10 protein-coding genes are annotated in these 17371 nt (G+C 50.8%); 2 read left to right on the top strand and 8 right to left on the bottom strand.

Translation table 11 applies throughout. The features are described from left to right. Positions 1-23 precede the first annotated feature (23 nt). Positions 24-7448 carry an InlB B-repeat-containing protein gene (locus BUC22_RS10840; protein ID WP_013378403.1) on the top strand — a complete coding sequence of 2475 codons (7425 nt, stop codon included), beginning with the start codon at positions 24-26 and terminating at the stop codon, positions 7446-7448. A 51-nt stretch (positions 7449-7499) separates the two neighbouring features. Here BUC22_RS10840 and deoC (BUC22_RS10835) read toward each other — a convergent pair whose 3' ends face one another. Genes deoC (BUC22_RS10835) through BUC22_RS10825 form a run of 3 tightly spaced genes read right to left on the bottom strand, consistent with a single transcriptional unit; the run spans position 7500 to position 10818 of the window. Then, positions 7500-8165, bottom strand: a complete 666-nt coding sequence (gene deoC / locus BUC22_RS10835) for a deoxyribose-phosphate aldolase (protein ID WP_013378404.1) — start codon at positions 8163-8165, stop codon at positions 7500-7502. 13 nt (positions 8166-8178) lie between these two features. Next, positions 8179-9696 (bottom strand): FGGY-family carbohydrate kinase, encoded by a 1518-nt coding sequence (locus BUC22_RS10830; protein WP_013378405.1) that lies wholly within the window; start codon positions 9694-9696, stop codon positions 8179-8181. A gap of 51 nt (positions 9697-9747) precedes the next feature. After that, positions 9748-10818: a galactitol-1-phosphate 5-dehydrogenase gene (locus BUC22_RS10825; protein ID WP_013378406.1), complete on the bottom strand. Its 1071-nt coding sequence runs from the start codon at positions 10816-10818 to the stop codon at positions 9748-9750. A gap of 250 nt (positions 10819-11068) precedes the next feature. Between BUC22_RS10825 and BUC22_RS10820 the strand changes: the two genes are divergently transcribed. Continuing rightward, positions 11069-11914, top strand: a complete 846-nt coding sequence (locus tag BUC22_RS10820) for a MurR/RpiR family transcriptional regulator (RefSeq protein ID WP_110060309.1) — start codon at positions 11069-11071, stop codon at positions 11912-11914. Positions 11915-11966: 52 nt separating this feature from the next. On the opposite strand, the gene BUC22_RS10815 is transcribed toward BUC22_RS10820, so the two are convergent. From BUC22_RS10815 to deoC (BUC22_RS10795), 5 genes are read right to left on the bottom strand one after another with little or no spacing between them, the layout of a single operon-like run. Then, a complete protein-coding gene (locus BUC22_RS10815) occupies positions 11967-13532 on the bottom strand; it encodes an FGGY-family carbohydrate kinase (protein WP_013378408.1) in 1566 nt (521 codons plus the stop codon). A gap of 50 nt (positions 13533-13582) precedes the next feature. Continuing rightward, positions 13583-13957 (bottom strand): DUF1667 domain-containing protein, encoded by a 375-nt coding sequence (locus BUC22_RS10810; protein ID WP_013378409.1) that lies wholly within the window; start codon positions 13955-13957, stop codon positions 13583-13585. Positions 13958-13961: 4 nt separating this feature from the next. Further along, the gene (locus BUC22_RS10805; protein WP_013378410.1) at positions 13962-15227 is read right to left on the bottom strand and encodes an NAD(P)/FAD-dependent oxidoreductase; all 1266 of its coding nucleotides are present in this window, start codon (positions 15225-15227) and stop codon (positions 13962-13964) included. Positions 15228-15237: 10 nt separating this feature from the next. Then, complete coding sequence (locus BUC22_RS10800) at positions 15238-16692, bottom strand: NAD(P)/FAD-dependent oxidoreductase (protein WP_041689791.1); 1455 nt, start codon at positions 16690-16692, stop codon at positions 15238-15240. A 14-nt stretch (positions 16693-16706) separates the two neighbouring features. Continuing rightward, complete coding sequence (deoC, locus tag BUC22_RS10795; RefSeq protein ID WP_013378412.1) at positions 16707-17357, bottom strand: deoxyribose-phosphate aldolase; 651 nt, start codon at positions 17355-17357, stop codon at positions 16707-16709. Positions 17358-17371 lie beyond the last annotated feature (14 nt).

The following is a 17371-nucleotide window of genomic DNA, read 5'->3' as shown; positions in this document are numbered from 1 at the left end:
AGGTAAGAAGTGAGGAGAGTAAAATGAGTGGCGCGAAAAAAGGAATAAGGTGTCTGGGATGTATGATGATGATTATCGTCCTGCTCCTGGGCTTGATGGCTGTGGCGATGCCGGAAACGGCGGAAGCGAAAAATGAAGATATAAGGGATGCCTATGAGGCAGAAATTAAGTTTAAAACCTTTTCTGCAGAAGACGGGATACCCGTGTGGGATGGTATAAATAGTGTCACAACAAAGCCGGCAGGTGCGGATATTACTGGAAATGTATGTACGGTAACAACACCGGAGGCGCTGCGCTGGGCAATGACGCAGTACAGCACAAACAGCATTGCGAAAATTGTCATTGCAGCAGACATGGACATGGGCGGGCGTGAAGATGCTGTGCCGCCAAAATGGGAACCGGTAACGCTGACAGGAGCCATCAGCATTGAAGGCCAGCGGGATGAAAACTGCGGCTATTATGGCGGCAGGGAATACCCGACCATCTACAATTTAAATGTGGAGACTGCCAGTGGACATACGGGTTTTATTGCGTCAACAAGCGGTGATGTGAACATTAAAAACTTCTATTTTGACAGTGCTAAGATAAGGACAACTTCCAGTTCTGGAGTACAGGGAGTTGCGATTATCGGATACGCCGGTAATGGATTGATAATGGAAAATATTGGAGTAGAAAACTCACTTTCAAAAACCGCTTTTTATGGCGCAGCTGGTTTAATCGGAAAATCAGCTGAAACAACAAATGGCATAAGGGTTACCAATTGCTATGCAAAAAAAGTATATGTTACTGCATCTCAGTGTAGTGGTGGTCTATTAGGCCCAATTTCCGGAGGTGAATTTAATAATTGTTACGCCATTGACGGTGCGCTTATCACTACAGGCGGCGGGCATTCTGGCGGATTTGTCTCATGCAGCGGCGGATATACGATGAATAACTGCTTCACGAATAACGTAGTCTATGGTACAGCATATACAGGTGGTTTTGTAGGATACCCAGAAGGAAAAAAAACAGTTTTCAATAATTGCTGGACCGCGGGCAGTGTAGAAGGAACAAGCAGCATCGGAGGTTTTGTAGGACACACAAATGTAGCAGCTGAGTTTAATAATTGTTACTCTACAACAATGGTGGGCATGTTAAACAGCGGAACCAGCATGGGTGGTTTCGTTGGGTATGCCGCATCAAGTCCGAGTTTTAAAAATTGCTACGCGGCAGGTGAAGTCGGCGGCTTAACCACAGTGCCGGGAACCGCGGCGGCGTCTGTCGGCGGTTTTGTGGGCTCAAGCGCAAGTACAGCCACTTATTCAAACTGCTATTACGATAAACAGACCACTGCCATGGGTGAGTACGCCAAGGGCGGTACCACCGATAAGCAGGATGGAATCACAGGCCTCACCACTGAGGAGCTCCAGAGGCAGCCCATGGATGCCTATACCATTGAAAGCGGCTTATACCCGCAGTTAAGTACGCTGGCAAACCCGGCGGATACAACCTTTTCCTCCGATTACGAACGGCTGACTGCCAGGGCTTACTCAGCGGCCTCGGCATCCAGCGCAATCTTTAACGTTGAGAAGGATAAAAACACTGGGGCCATCAAGGGCTACGACACGGTTCGCAATATTTTAAAGCCGCCGACCTTCAGCAATAACACGGTGGTTGACACCGGCAAATACAATGTTAAATGGACAGCTGGCAGCGACGCCAGCCCACTCCAGATTGAACAGACAAAAAAGGACGACAAAGGCGAACCAGTACTGGACGCAGATGGAAACCCGGAAAAGGAGATGGTCAATCCGCCGGTACTGACCATTGGACGCACTGTTAAAGAAGACGGAACAGTGGTTCAGGATGACCATATCACCCGGATGTATCCAGGTGTCGGCTGGGCGAATGTGGAGGTCGCCATGACAGAAGGTGAAAATACCGTTGTCGGTAAACGGGCCATGCGTATTATTCCTACCACTACCATGTCCCTTGGCGAGAGTGACCATCCTCTGGCGCCGGGCTCTAAGGATTCCCGCATCTATGTGGGGCTGCAGAAAAATGACGGCGGCCTTGTCACAGATGTTGACCAGAAATATAACCATCGGAATACCATTGCCTTTGTCAAGACCAGCGCAGAGGAGCTGGATAATATTATGAAAAATCCAGGCGGTTCCAGTCTGTCAGCCATCCGGTATAATCCGGATATTACGGATACGGGATATACAAATATCGCTGTCGACAGCGCGAACGCTGACCGTGGAAAAATAACTACGACGATATATAAGGTGACAAAGGATCCGGACGACCCCAGTAAGGAAATTGAGACGCTGATTCCAGATTTGTCTCAAAATAACCTGGACGCTAAATTCCGCGGAGAAAAAGATTTTACAAATGGCAGCGAGGATGCATCAGAAACGGTAGCCTCTGATGACCGGGGAACCTATCGCATCAAGTATAAATGGGAAATCCCCGTAGCGGGCGACGCGGGCGCGGTCACCACCTACGAGGACAGCAAAACCCTCACCGTCACAGACCCGCTCACGGTCACCTACTACAACAATGTAAAAGCAGGAGACCCGGATGCGGCCGAATATGCAAATCCTGAGGGGTTTGAGGAGGCTGACCAAGATACGGCTGCGGATAAAGCCGTGTTTGACATCTACGGCGACAACGATGGCGAACGGGCACTCAAGGTTGGTGACAGAACAACAGCGCTGCATAAAAAAGTAACCGGCGATGACGGTGTGGAGACCACCATTGACGCCCCATCCCGTATAGGATACACATTCGCGGGCTGGTCAAAAAACAGGCAGGTGGTGGCAGACAGCACCAGGGATGAGGAAATGACAGACGGCGATATCCGTCTGGCCGATTTCAAACAGGAGCTGCAGGCATTTACTGCAGCCAACCCCGAAAGCCCGGACTATACCGAGCCCGCCAATGCCTTTATTCCGGGTAAATCCACTGTGTCTGCGGATACAAAGGTATACGCGGTCTGGGAAAATAACGCCTACGATGTCCATTTCGATTTTGATCCGTCTGCTGCTGAGCCGGCAAAACCCGGCGATGGCAAAACCGTTGAGGATATCGTCTATAATGGCTCGGTCCAGGAAGGTGATTTTCCTTCTTTTAACGGCGTGCCGATAGCCGAAAATTTTGTGGATACCACAGCATTCGATGATGAAGGCAAGCCAAAATCCCGCCTGTTTACAGGCTGGAGCGTGAAGGACCCGTCAAAGGCTGTGGCACCGGCAGCAGAAACAGAGGAGGAGCAAGCCCCCTCTGAGGAAAAGGACATCTACTTTACCAAGGACAGCAAAATCACAAAAGACCTCTTTGGAAAAGAGGCCTTTGCCAGGGACGCGGAGAACGCAGCAGCTGGGAAAAACACACAGCTGGAAATCTACAGTGTATTCAAAGACGCTCAGATAACCTTTCTGGACAGCAGCCAGAAGCAGGGCGGTGAAACCCCAGAGACAGCAGACCAGCTGAAGCAATATGGCGAAAAGGCCAATGTCGCGGCTGATAACACCTTTACCCTGCCGGATATGACCGCACAGGCAAACGCAAGGGCGGGCTATAAATTTCTGGGCTGGTCGGCCAAGCCACACGCAGATTTTGCTGCGACAGACAAAGATTTTTCGGCTGCTGAGCTGATTTCTGAGGACAAGCTTGGAAAGGATTTTAAAGCGGACAGCCCCACAACCCTCTACGCGGTCTGGCAGAACACAGGCTATGTGGTCACCTTTGACTACGGCCCTCAGGGCACAGAGGCAGCCAGGGTAAATATGGTTTATGGGCAGGCCATCGGGGATAAACTGCCAGAAACGCCTCAGAACTGGATGGACAGCCAGGGCCAGCAATGGCGTTTTGACGGCTGGAAATCCGGCACAGAAAGCATCACGGCTGAAACCATCAAGAATGAGGGGCAGGTTTCAGGCGACGCCATGACCGTTAAGGCGCAATGGAAAAAGGTTTATGACATTCTGACCGCCAAGGTGGGCCATGGAACCATTGATTCTTCTAAAACCGTCGATGAGGGCAGCAGCTATACTGTGAGCTGGAAAGCTGACGAGGGCTATCATGTGGCCCAGGTCATGATCGACAACGGCGTTCATGACGAGCTGCTGGGTGATGGACACAGCGGCAGCTATACACAGCCAAGGGCGGACAGAAACCGTACCGTTTATGTCATTTTTGAAAAGGACGCGGACGCCCCGTCCGGCGACGCGGTTTATTATACCGTGCAGACCGTGAAAATTGGCGGCGACGCCACCACCACCCTCACAGAAACCCAGACCATCGCAGCAGGTGAAAACCATACGGTGACATGGAACGCGGGTGATTTGTACCGGGTCACAGGGATTGTTGTGGATGGATCCGCGCGGCCTCTTCAGGATGGCGGAAGCTTTACCTTCAGTGATATGAACGCAGACCACAGGGTAGAAGTTCATTTTGAAGAAAAGCTGCCAGACAGCAGTCCTTCTGCCCTGCCGGGCTATTATACCGTGAACACTGTCCGGAATGAAGGCGGCGTCATTACAGAAACCGGTGTGGTAAAAGAAGGTGAATCCAGAGAAATTACATGGTCTGAGGATTCGGGTTATACCGTAAAATCCATTACCATTGATGGGCAGCCTGCAGGCCCGGATATTATGACAGCAAAAAAGGTGGTTTTCAATGATATCCGGGAGGATCACACTGTTAAAGCGGTTTTTGAGAAAAACGGCGAAAACCCGCCGGCGGATAAAGTACCTGTAGAGACAGTGCTTGTGGGAGGTCCGGGTGAGATCAGCAGCTCTGCCGTCGTCAATAAGGACGAATCCTACAAAGTAGAGTGGAATGCCCCGGAAGACAAGCGGTATCTGGTTGATCATATCCTGGTCAACGGAGAGCGGCAGGAGGTGGCAGCGGAAGCGGTGACCACAGGACATATTGAGGTTAAGGCAGAAGCTGAAACAAAGGTAGAGGTTGTCCTGAAGCCGAACCTGTTAAAAATCGCAACAATGGTAGAGGGCCAGGGATCCATCGACCCGACAAAAACCGTTTTTTATAATGATGAAGCCTATACGGTAGCCGCGAAGGCTTCGGACGGCTGGTATATCAAGAGCTATCAAATTGACGACGGTGAAGAGCAGACAGTGTCTTCCCCGCAGTCCGCAGCCTTAATGCCAATGTCTGAGGGTGAGCCACAGCCTGCGGGTGACAACAGTACCGTTGTCATTGATGTACCATCAGACAGCAACAATAAAATTGTGGATAATCATCGTATAAAGGTGACAACAGAACGGCTGGATGGCAGCGCGGCCACAGAATTATTCCCGGTAGCGACCGGAATGGAGGGTGGTACTGGTACCATCACTGCCGGAAGCTCTGTTGAAAAGGGCGGCAGCATGGAGGTCTCATGGACTCCCGACGAGGGCTATGCGACGGCAGGCGTTTCGGTAACTGCCAGCGGTGTCCCGATTCCTGTAAGCTATGCGGATAACCATTTGATTTTAAGCGATATTGCAGATCCCTATCAGGTAACTGTCCAGCTCAGGCCAGTGGAAAAGGCAGCTCCGGAGACTGCACCCAAATACAGCGTCAGCACCAGTATTTCCGGCGCTCCCGGCGCGTCCATTACACCATCGCTGGCTGGAAATATTGAAGAAGGAAGTGATGTGAGCATTGGCTGGAGCTGGTCCGATACTGCCTATGAGGTCAAAGCTGTAAAGGTAGACGGCCAGCCCCTCAGTGGCGCGGTAAAAGATTTGAGAAGCTATGCCTTCAGCCAGGTGAACACCGACCACAGCATCGAGGTTGTTCTTGGAAAACCAGACACCAATCCGGCACCGGACACCGATGCCTTTACGATCACAACAGAGTGTACGACCGGCGGCAGCATCAGTGCTTCATCGGTGGTGGCAAAGGGAGATACCACTACGGTAACATGGGCGCCGGACAGCAATGATTATACGGTGAAGGCAATCCATATTGACGGTGTCAAAAGGGACGACCTGTTAACCACGGACCATGTTGTCTTTGAAAATGTCGCCCAGGATCATTTTATCGCTGTTGAATTTGGAAAGGCTGGCTCTCCTGATGAACCAGAAGCGCCTGATGAACCGGCCAAAACCTATACCATCTCCACCGAAATTGTCGGCGGTATTGGCAGCACCATTGACAGCAGCCGGATTGCAGACGAAAATGAAACAGTTACTATCAGCTGGAAACCAGGCAGCAATGCCTATGTCACGACCGTGATTATTGATAATGTTGTTCGGGATGACTTGAAGTCTGCCGGAAGTGTTACCTTTGAAAATATTACCGCCAACCATCGTGTACAGGTAGTCTGCCAGCCCATACCGCCAGCTCCGGGAGTCCAGCACCGCATAACGGTTTCTAAAAATGGACAGGGACAGGTTAACGGCACAAAGACAGTCGAAACGGGTGCATCCTATGAGGTGTGCTGGGAAGCAGACAGCGGATGGCATGTGGAAAGCGTGAAGGTTGACAATATTCCGATTGAAAATCCGGAAAATAAAGGCAGTGTCAGGTTTGAAAAGATTGACACCGACCATCAGGTTGAGGTTGTTTTCAAAAAAGATACAGACGAAACACCATCAAAAGCATGGCCAGTCATCACAGGAATTATTGCCGGTAATGGAAGCATCAGCGCAGGAAACAGCAGCGTTCCAGAGCATGGAGATTATTCCGTCAGCTGGAAACCGGCTGAGGGCTGGCATACGGCCAGGGTGTTTGTCAACAATGCTGAGCGCAAAGATTTACTGGATAAAAACAGTGTCACACTCACGAACATTACACAGACACAGACGGTACAGGTCGAGTTCGCAAAGGATACGGCACTGCCGCCTGAGCCTGACAACCCGGCGGAGCCTGGTAAACCAGAAAATCCTGATACATCAGGACCTTCAATTGATCCGCCAGATTTAGAGATACCAGACACGAATGCAGAAGGCAGCGTACTGGATAAGATCCAGAAGGAAGCTGATAAAATCCTGCCGCGCACGGCTAAAGCCAGCAGTATTGCGCCAAATACTGGCATAAGGGATGGTGGTCAGAGTGCTGCCTCTGCTTCTGGAATAAGTGGAAAGCCTGGAAGAAAAACGCAGAGAAGCACTGTGGAGCGCTGGATCAGCGGCGAAGGTGAAAGCCTGCTCAGCCATATTGTCGGGAAAAGCAGCAGCAATGCGGCGGTTCTGGGCAGCAGAGAGATATCCGTCTTTAATTTGCTGGCCGTTATGGGAGCAATGCTCCTGATGATGACATCTTTAAAGAAGAATAAGGTAATCCGCTGGACTACCACCTTGGTATCCCTCGCATTATTGACGCTTTTCTTCCTCACACAGCCCCTGAGCCTGAGCTTCAGGCTGTTTGATCCATGGTCCGTTATTTTTGGACTGTTGATTTTGCTGGATGTGGCAGCAGCCTTTATCAAAAAGCGGAGCCATAAAATGTTCTAAATAAAAGAAAACCCAACCTGCAGGAATTATCTGCAGGTTGGGTTTGTTTTTTTAATACCCTTGAGCTTCCCCGCCCTTGAGCATGGAGACAGCAGAGCTGGTACCGATACGTTCACAGCCGAGTTCCAGGAAGTCGACCAGATCTTCTTTGGTTTTTACGCCGCCTGCGGCTTTCATTTTCACGTTTGGACCAATGTGTTCCTTAAACAGGCGGATATCTTCTCTGGTGGCGCCAGCGGTGCCGAAGCCGGTAGAGGTTTTGATAAAATCTGCGCCAGCGGCGGTGACGAGCTCGCAGATCTTGATCTTTTCTTCCTCGGTCAGGAAGCAGGTTTCAACGATCACTTTCAGGATATTATCCCCCACTGCTTTTTTGATCTCTGCGATTTCATTCTGGACAAAATCGTATTTGCCGTCCTTTAAAGCGCCGATGTTGATGACCATATCGATCTCGGCCGCGCCTTCCTTTACGGCTTCTTTTGTTTCAAAAACCTTGGTGGCAGTGGTATTGTAGCCAAGAGGGAAGCCGATAACCGTGCAGATGGTCAGCTTATCACCGTAGGCTTCTTTAACTGGTTTTACAAAGGATGGGGGGATACAGACAGACGCGGTCTTGTTTTCAATGGCGTCATTGCAGATTTCTGCGATCTGCTCCCAGGTAGAAAAGGGTTTTAATAAGGTATGGTCAATGTGGCTTAAAATTTCCTGATTGTTCATTTTGTCAGTTCCTCTATCTTTCTTTAGACATGGTGCCTTTTAATTCTTCATATAATTCAACATAGGTATCAAATACCTTCTGGTAATCGTCGTATACATCCGGGTTCGGGGTAACCGTGTAGGCTTCCTTAACCATTCCCTTGGTGGCCTGCTCGAAGTCTGGGTAGGCCTTTGCGCCGACAGCGGCGACGATGGTACAGCCCAGTGCGCCGGCACTCGGGTCAACGGTAACAATGATGGGTTTGCCGGTGGCGTCTGCGATGATCTGCATCCAGGTGGCGTCCTTGGTGACGCCGCCGCAGCCAACGACCATATCGACCGGGCAGCCCTGTTTTTCAAAGTTGTCGATGATGTTTTTTGTGCCCAGGGCAACGGATTCAAGTAAAGCGCGGTAAATGTGTGCTTTGGTGTGGCTTAAGGTAAGGCCGTAGATGACGCCCTTTGCGTTGGGATCTTTGTACGGTGTGCGGTTACCCTGGAAGAAATCCAGAGCCACTAAGCCGTCAGAACCGGGTGCGATTTTTTCGACCTGTTCATTCATGTAAGCATAGGGGTTTTCCATTTTGTTCAGGTCAAATTCGCGCATGAACCATTTGACAATGGAGCCGGCAGAAATCTGGCCGCCTTCCAGAAGCCACGCGTTTGGCACAACGGGTTCGTTGTAAGGGCCCCAGATGCCGTCAAGCTTCAGCTTTTCATCGGCGTTGGCAAATGCGAGCTGCACAAAGCTGGTGCCCATGATCATGGCCATTTTACCCGGTCTCGCAACGCCAAGGCCAAGCATGCCGATGTGGGCGTCGATGCCCCCCTGCACCACCATCATATCTGGGTTCAAGTCATATTTTTCTGCGAAAGCGGGATCAATTCTCCCAAGCTCTTCGCCGAGACGTCTGACATCGGTGACGAGCTTTTCCTCGTAATCGTCCAGGCCGATCTTTTTGAAGAACGCACTGTTCCAGCCGCCCTCGCAGGATACATAGTTCCATTTACAGGCTGCCTGGCAGATGGAGGTGGCAAAGGTGCCGCACAGCTGATAATTCATCCAGTCCAGCTGCTCGATGATTTTGTAGCTGTCTTTGTAAATTTCTGGTTTGTTGTTTTTGATCCAGAGTGTTTTTGGGATCATCCATTCAACGGAATCTTCCCCGCCGCAGTATTCCAGAACCGGATCAGCAGTGGCGTTGATTTTTTCCATTTCCTTAACCGCGCGGGTATCCATCCACATGATGGCATCCATCATCGGATTCCCCTGCTCGTCGACAGCTAAAACCGTGGATGAGGTTGAGCAGACACTGATGGACTTAATGCTGTAGCGGATCCCCATTGATAAGTTTTTTGTAACATTTTCAACCGCTTTGTTAAAACAGCTCCACCAGTCCGCGGGCTTTTGTTCCGCCCAGCCTGGCTGCGGATAATAGGTTTCATAAACCTGCTCGTCACTGGCGACGATATTCCCGCTGATATCTGCAACAACGACACGCACACTCTGTGTTCCGGTGTCAACTCCCATAAAATATTGAGCTTCGTACATAATGATTCTCCTCTTAAATTCCCTATAGATTTATTTTAAAAACAAATTGTATTAAACCGTATCAAAATCCCCGTCATAACCATCTGGATAGAACATAACCTTATTGTAGAAGTAGCCGCCCTTGGCAATTTCACCGAGTACAGCGGGCGCATCGTCCAGCGGCAGGCGGTGGCTGATGATATCCTTGGCGGTCATGCCCTTTTCATCAAAGCCTTTTAAGGATTCTGTCCAGTCTTCACCGGGGTATGGTTTGGTGAAGGAGTTCCATGAACCGACAACGCTCAGCTGGCTTCTCATGATGGTATCCACTTCTTTTTCGCTTAAATCCAGACCCTTGTGAGAAATGCCCAGGAAAACGACGCGGCCCATTTTGCTGGCCATTAAGATACACTGTTTCTGCGCGATCGGAGCGCCGGAAAAGTCAATGACGATGTTTGCCCCTTTACCATCCGTTGCCTGGTGAACCGCTTCGACAGCGTCCTCCTTGGTTGAGTTGATCACCACGTCTGCGCCAACCTTTTTAGCGATTTCCAGTTTTTCATCCCAGACGTCCACTGCGATCACCTTGGAAGCGCCGTATAATTTGGCATACTGTGCTGCAAATAAACCGATCGGGCCTGTTCCCACAACACACACGCTGTCGCCCTCTTTAAAGTTACCGCGCATCAGACCGTGGTATGCATTTGCGCAGGGGTCGAGGGTTGCGGCGTCTTCAAAGGACACCTTGTCCGGAACCTTTAAAAGGTTGGATTCCTTAACAGATACGTATTCGGCCAGCGCGCCGTCACGTCTTGAACCATAGTAGTCATAATCTTCGCATAAGGAGTAAATCCCCTTCTGGCACCATTCGCATTCACCGCATGGAATAAGCGGCGGAACCACAACGCGGTCACCCGGCTTGAAATTCTTAACCTCTGAGCCAACGGCTTCGATTTCACCAGAAAACTCATGGCCGATGGTGATTGGAGAAACATGCGCCCCATAAACCAGCGCTCTTGGAATATCCGATCCGCAGAGGCCGACTGCCTTTACCTTAACCATGGCTTCATCGGGCATCATCTCTGGTTTTGGCACATCTTCAACTCTTAAATCTCCAGGTTTATACATACGTACTGCTTTCATCATAATCCTCCTTAAATGAAAAGTCTGCTTGGATTATTTACGGTTTATTATTTACTAAAGTAAATTATTTACCGTAAATTTTAAACTTATTCTAGCATGATTTTTTGAGGTTGTCAACAAAAAGCGTAAAAAATTTTCTGTTAATTAATTTTTTGCGTTTTTAAGTGTTTTACAAAAGCAAAATTATAAAGTATAATCAATCTTATAAAAATAAAAAAAAGATAAATATAGAATGGAGGTAAAGGGTACCTTGAAATCTCTTTTATCAGATATCAGAATAAAATACAATACCTTTTCAAAGGCACAGAAGCGTTTAGCGGATTATATCCTGTGTGAACCGGAGAAGGTGACTTTGCTGTCAATTACAGAACTGGCCGGGAAGGGCGACACCAGCGAGACAACGGTCATGCGGCTGCTTAAAAAGCTGGAATACGATTCCTACCAGGTTTTTCGCATTAACCTGGCAAAGGAATTGACAGAAAAACCGGGCGAGACCCTTAATGAAGAGCTGAGTGAGGAAGATGGCCTGGCGACCATTAAGAAAAAGGTCATCAAGCATAATGTAACAGCCATCAATGACCTGGAGCAGACCCTGAGTGAAGACACCATTGCCGAGTTTCTTGAGTTTCTCGCAGCGTCGAAGCGGGTTCTCTTTTTTGGCGTGGGCGCGTCCGCGTCCATTTCTCAGGATGCGCTGCACAAATTCGGCAATATCGGCATCAATGTGTGCAGCCATCCCGACCCGCACCAGATGAATATTATCTGCGCGCATTCGACACCGGATGATCTTTTCATAGCGGTTTCGCACACCGGGGAGAGCCAGGAAGTACTGAATGCGGTATCCATTGCCCGGAAAAACGGAAGTAAAATTATCAGCCTGACCAGCTATGCCAACTCAAGCCTGGCCAAAATGTCGGATCTTTATCTGCTGAGCTCGACCAATGATAAGAAGTACCATTCTGAGGCCATGGCGTCGCGTATTGTGCAGCTGACCATCATTGATATTCTTTATATTGCGACCTTTATGCAGAATGAGGATGTTTATTTTGAAGAGATGAACAAGTCCCGTATCGCTGTGGCTCTGAATAAGACTTGAGAAATAAAAAAGAGCAGCCGGGGGCTGCTCTTTGAATGCATTTATGTGAGGTTTAGCGGTATTTATCCTGAAACGCCACCACCTGGTCAAAGGCGCCGGTAGACAGGGATTTGTAAATCTGCTGCCAGGTACGGAAGGCGTCCTCGTAGCGTTTGACATTTTCTGGATTGGGCTCATAGCGTCTGCGGATTTTTACCATGTGTTTTTCGGCCTCCTCAAAGTCCTTGTAGATGCCTACGCCGACAGCGGCGACCATGGCGCAGCCGAGGGCTGTGGCTTCTTCCACGGCGACAACTTCGCAGGAGCGGTTAAAGATATCGGCCTGCATCTGGCACCAGAGCTCTGAGCGGAAGATACCGCCGGTCAGGCGGACCATGTCAAAGTCTGGAGCGCCGCCGGAGACCATGGCGTCCAGCATATCACGGATATCATAGTTTACTCCTTCCATGGTGGCGCGGATAAAGTCTTCCTTGGTGTGTCCGACGGTCATACCGATATAGGTGCCGCGGGCGTTGGGGTTTTGGTTTGGTGTGACCGCACCGGCAAAGTAAGGCAGGAAGAACAGGCCGTTTGCCCCAGGGTTCGATTTGGTGGCCACAGAGGTCAGGAAGTCATAGACGCTGATGTCGAGGGATTCCGCGGCCAGCTGTTCAACGTCGCAGAACTGTTCTTTAAACCATTTGAAGGCAGAGCCAGAGGCGTTGGCAACCCCTTCCATAACCCATGCGCCGTCGGGAGTGCCTAAAACGTAGCATCTTCTGGATGGGTCGCGCAGCAGGTTAAAGGACTTGCCAGCCACGATACCGGCAGTGCCGCCGCAGGCATAGCCGACGCCTTCACGCACACAGCCACAGCCCAGGCAGCCGGACTGCTGGTCGCCGGTACCCATGACAATGGGAGTGCCCTCTGCCAGGCCGGTTCTCGCGGCAACTTCGGCGGTTACCTTGCCGATGATGGTGCCCGGCTGCCGCAGCGGCGCCATTTTATTGATATCAATGCCGAGGGCTGCGCAGATCTGCGGGTCATACTGGAAGTCTGGACCGTTGAGCTGTACCCACGGCGTATCGTTGATGTCATCGTAATAATCATCCGCGCCGTAAGCCTTGGTGACAAGGCCCATCATGGTGTGGATGGTGGCAGCCTTTTCATAGGCTTCCGGCATGTTTTTCAGAATCCACTGGAGGTTGCTCTGCGGGTTGACGCCGCCAAGCGGCATGCCGCAGCGGTCGTACAGCTCATCGGCAGATAAGCCTGCGGCCACAAGCTTGCGCTCAACCTCGGGGATCATTTCCGCGCTTCGCATATCCTGCCAGATAATGATGGGCATGGTAAAGCCGCCGTTTTCGTCGCGCAGAGCCACAGTGCAGCGGAACACGTCTGTACTGATGGCCGCGATTTCTTCAGGGTCAACGCCGCTGTTGTCAATGGCAAGGCGGGTGGTGCGGTACAAATGCTTGATGAGCTCATCGCCATCACACTCCTGGCGTCCGGGAGCCGGATAAGTCAGCGGATTCATGATCTGGCCTGAACCGATTTCATTGCCGTCAAAGTCAAACACAACCGTTCTCGCGCTGGTTGTTCCTAAGTCAATCCCTACTACATATTTTTTTTCTTTCATGATTTTACCCCTTATTTTAAATTAATTTAAATTTTCCCTATCAATTGTGTTTAATACGAGCAAGCTTTTTTGTCGATGTTTTTGGTGGCAATAACATTGACGCCGGTGCCGCAGACATCCGGTACAATAATATCCCCAATCTTCACAGGTGCGGTTACAACGATTTCACGAATAGCCTCCATGCAGTCAAATATTTTATCCTTTGGTATGTCGGATTCTGTCTTGACCGATACCATCTGGATATCCCCTTCATTGACTTTGACAATGGAGGTGACGATACGGGTGGGATGTGTCACCTCTTTACGCGCATACTTTTCGCCGCGGCTGCAGGTGTGTCCGGTGATGTCGGTGATTTCCCCCTGATTCATGGTGACCGTGACGGCACAGCCGAGGGGGCATCCAATACAGGTGATTTGTTTTTCCATAAGCTCAGGCCTCCTCGATTTTAATCAGAATCTGCTTTAAGTCCGGTTCAGCCTGGAGATCCTGTCGGACGAGTTCGATTTGTTCCATTTCTCCAGGGGTGACAATCCGCTTTTTGCGGTGCTTGACGCGTTTATCGTCAAAGTAAACAGAGACTGTGCAGTTTTCATAAACACCGCTGACGCGGAAGCGGACCTTGAGGGTTTCGTCCATACGGCTCAGGTCAATGGTTTTGGGCACCGTGTAGCTGACGCCCTCCCCTGTGACCAGCTCGACAACAGGCCCGGATTCAGGTTTTCGCTGTTTTATGACATATTCTGCCGCGCATTTTCCCGCGCCGGCAGCTTCCTCCGAAACATAGTCGACCAGGTCGTGGACATGGAGGACGTTGCCGCAGGCAAAAACGCCTTCCACATTGGTCTCAAAGCTTTCATTTACGATTGGGCCGTTTGTTTTCCGGTCAAGGCTGACCTCCATTTTGCTGGAAAGCTCATTCTCAGGGATGAGGCCAACAGACAGCAGGAGCGTGTCACAGCTGTATTCCTCCTCGGTTCCGGGAACAGGCTTCATGTTTTCATCCACCTGGGCGATGGTGACGCCTTCTACCCGTTCCTGTCCCTTGATGTCTACAACCGTGTGGCTCAGCTTAAGCGGAATGCCATAGTCGTCCAGGCATTGGACGATGTTGCGCTTAAGACCGCCGGAGTAGGGCATAATCTCAGCGACGACCTTTACCTTTGCCCCTTCCAGGGTCAGGCGCCTGGCCATGATGAGGCCGATATCTCCAGAGCCGAGAATCACGATTTCGCGGCCGGGCATAAAGCCCTCGATATTGACAAAACGCTGGGCAGTGCCGGCGCTGTAAATGCCCGCGGGCCGGCAGCCGGGAATGTTGAGGGCGCCCCGGGGGCGTTCCCGGCAGCCCATGGCCAGTACGATGGCCTTTGCCTTAAGCTTAACCAGGCCGTCGGTGCTGTTCATGATGGTGAGGACCTTGTCTCCCTCAATGTCCACCACCATGGTGTTCAGCTTGTATTCGATACCCAGGTCGGCCACCTCGTCGATGAAGCGCTGGGCGTACTCCGGCCCGGTCAGTTCCTCCTTAAAAGTATGCAGGCCAAAACCATTGTGAATACACTGGTTTAAAATGCCGCCGAGCCGCCGGTCTCTCTCCACAATCAAAATATCATTGACGCCCGACTGTTTGGCGGAAATGGCAGCGGCAAGTCCTGCCGGCCCCCCGCCGATGATGACTATTTCATAAGACTTCATAATCAACCTCTCATTCCTGTCCGATTTCTTTGTCGCAGCCGGTCAGAAGCTGCGACGCACCACCTTTTTTGGTGATGTCTGTCATTTTAATGCCCAGCTCTCTGGAAAGGATTTCCATGGTGCGCGGTGTACAGAAGCCCGCCTGGCAGCGTCCCATGCCGGCCCGGGTTCTGCGCTTGACAGAATCCATGGACTTTGCGCCGATGGGACGGTTGATGGCGTCCATGATTTCACCCTCGGTGACCATCTCGCAGCGGCACACAATATTGCCGTATTCGGGTTTTTCCTTGATGAGCGCCATTTTTTCTTCATCGGACAGGCTGTCGAATTTCAGGACACCCTTGCGTCTGGCGATGAAGTTCGTTTTCTTTTTAAGCTGCATTTTCTCCGTGATGATGCCGGAGAGCATCACGCCAATGGCCGGTGAGCTTGTGAGGCCCGGCGACTCAATACCAGCGGCGTCAAAGAAGTTTTCAGCGTCGGCCACCTCCTCAACGATGAACTCGTGGTGGTCCTCATGTGCGCGCAGGCCCACAAAGGAGGTGATAATTTTATTAAGCGGCAGAGGGTTTTTATGCAGAAAATCAGGTGAGGCGGCGATTTCCTTCAGCGAGTCCAGCACCTCCTGGGTGGTCTGGAAGGATTCCTTGTCGTCCACGTCGGTGGCGGTCGGTCCTACAAAGAAGTTGCCGTGGATGGTCTGGGAAGCGGCGATGCCTTTACCCATCTTGCCGGGAAGCGGCACCACCGTCGCGTTGAAAATGGTTCCCAGTGATTTGTCAAAGAAAATATACTCGCCCTTTCTGGGAGTGATGTGGATTTTCTTTTCACTGACCATGTTGTGAAATTTATCGGCGTAGACGCCGGCAGCGTTGGCGATGGCTTTTGTCTGAATATCGCCGCGGTTTGTCTTGATGGTGTAGAAGCCGTCTGCTTTGATAATGTCATAGGCTTCGGTTTCAAATTTGAACGCCACGCCGTTGACGTTTGCGTTTTCACCCATGGCGATGGCGAGATTAAAGGGACAGATCACGCCGCCGGTGGGTGCATAAAGCGCGGCGACGGTCCGCTCGGTGAGGTTGGGCTCAAGCCTGAGCACCTCATCTCTTGGGACGATACGGCAGCCCGGGACGCCGTTTTTCTCAGCGTGGTCCAGCTGCTCCTGGAGCTTTGGCAGGTCTTCCTCATGGGTGCAGACAATGAATTTTCCGTTTTTCTTTACCGGGAAATCCAGTTCCTCAGAAAGCTTCCACATTAATCGATTACCTTCGACGCATAACTTTGCCATCAGGGAGCCCGGGTCTGCCTCAAGGCCGGTGTGGATAACACCGGTGTTGGCCTTTGAGGTTCCCGAAGCCACGTCGTCCCCTTTTTCGATGACGCATGCGTTTACTTCGTATTTTGATATTTCGCGTGCTATACAGCAGCCGGTAACACCGGCGCCGATGATCACAAGATCATACATTTTTTTCACCTGGCCTAGCTTTCTTTTAAAAGTCCGATGGCTGAGCTGGTGCCGATGCGCTCACAGCCTGCGTCTAAAAACATTTCCAGGTCTTCTACGGTTTTCACGCCCCCGGAGGCTTTCATTTTTACAGAGGGCCCGATATGCGCTTTAAAGAGATTGATGTCCTCAATGGTAGCGCCGCCTGTTCCAAAGCCCGTGGAGGTTTTGATATAGTCTGCGCCAGCGTTTGTGACCAGCTCGCAGACCTTGACCTTTTCCTCCTCGGTCAGGTAGCAGGTTTCAACAATGACTTTTAAGATGTGGTCGCCGGCGGCTTTTTTCAGCTCAGCGATCTCATTTTGAACATAGTCGTAATCCTTGTCCTTGAGCGCGCCGATGTTGATGACCATATCCACCTCCGAGGCGCCCTCGCGGATGGCTTCTTTCACTTCAAAAGCCTTGACGGCAGTGGTGTTATAGCCCAGCGGGAAGCCAATAACGGTGCAGACATTCAGGGCATCGCCGTAGGTCTCTTTCGCCCGTTTTACAAAGGAAGGGGGGATGCAGACAGAAGCGGTTTTATATTCCACCGCGTCGTCGCAGAGTGCTTTAATCTGGTCCCAGGTTGAGAATGCTTTTAAAAGTGTGTGGTCAATGTGGCCTAAAATTTCTTGTTTGTTCATTTTTTTACTCCTTC

The organism is Eubacterium callanderi, assembly GCF_900142645.1.
GTDB classification, from domain to species: Bacteria; Bacillota; Clostridia; order Eubacteriales; family Eubacteriaceae; genus Eubacterium; species Eubacterium callanderi.
The sequence above is the reverse complement of the archived record's forward strand: the minus strand, read 5'-3'. Positions and strand labels throughout refer to the sequence as shown.

What these genes read in the sequence shown, in the direction of transcription:
- BUC22_RS10805 (WP_013378410.1), bottom strand. Translation starts at nt 15,227, where the DNA reads ATGAAGTCTTATGAAATAGTCATCATCGGCGGGGGGCCGGCAGGACTT.
- deoC (WP_013378404.1), bottom strand. Translation starts at nt 8,165, where the DNA reads ATGAACAATCAGGAAATTTTAAGCCACATTGACCATACCTTATTAAAA.
- BUC22_RS10825 (WP_013378406.1), bottom strand. Translation starts at nt 10,818, where the DNA reads ATGAAAGCAGTACGTATGTATAAACCTGGAGATTTAAGAGTTGAAGAT.
- BUC22_RS10800 (WP_041689791.1), bottom strand. Translation starts at nt 16,692, where the DNA reads ATGTATGATCTTGTGATCATCGGCGCCGGTGTTACCGGCTGCTGTATA.
- BUC22_RS10810 (WP_013378409.1), bottom strand. Translation starts at nt 13,957, where the DNA reads ATGGAAAAACAAATCACCTGTATTGGATGCCCCCTCGGCTGTGCCGTC.
- BUC22_RS10830 (WP_013378405.1), bottom strand. Translation starts at nt 9,696, where the DNA reads ATGTACGAAGCTCAATATTTTATGGGAGTTGACACCGGAACACAGAGT.
- BUC22_RS10840 (WP_013378403.1), top strand. Translation starts at nt 24, where the DNA reads ATGAGTGGCGCGAAAAAAGGAATAAGGTGTCTGGGATGTATGATGATG.
- deoC (WP_013378412.1), bottom strand. Translation starts at nt 17,357, where the DNA reads ATGAACAAACAAGAAATTTTAGGCCACATTGACCACACACTTTTAAAA.
- BUC22_RS10815 (WP_013378408.1), bottom strand. Translation starts at nt 13,532, where the DNA reads ATGAAAGAAAAAAAATATGTAGTAGGGATTGACTTAGGAACAACCAGC.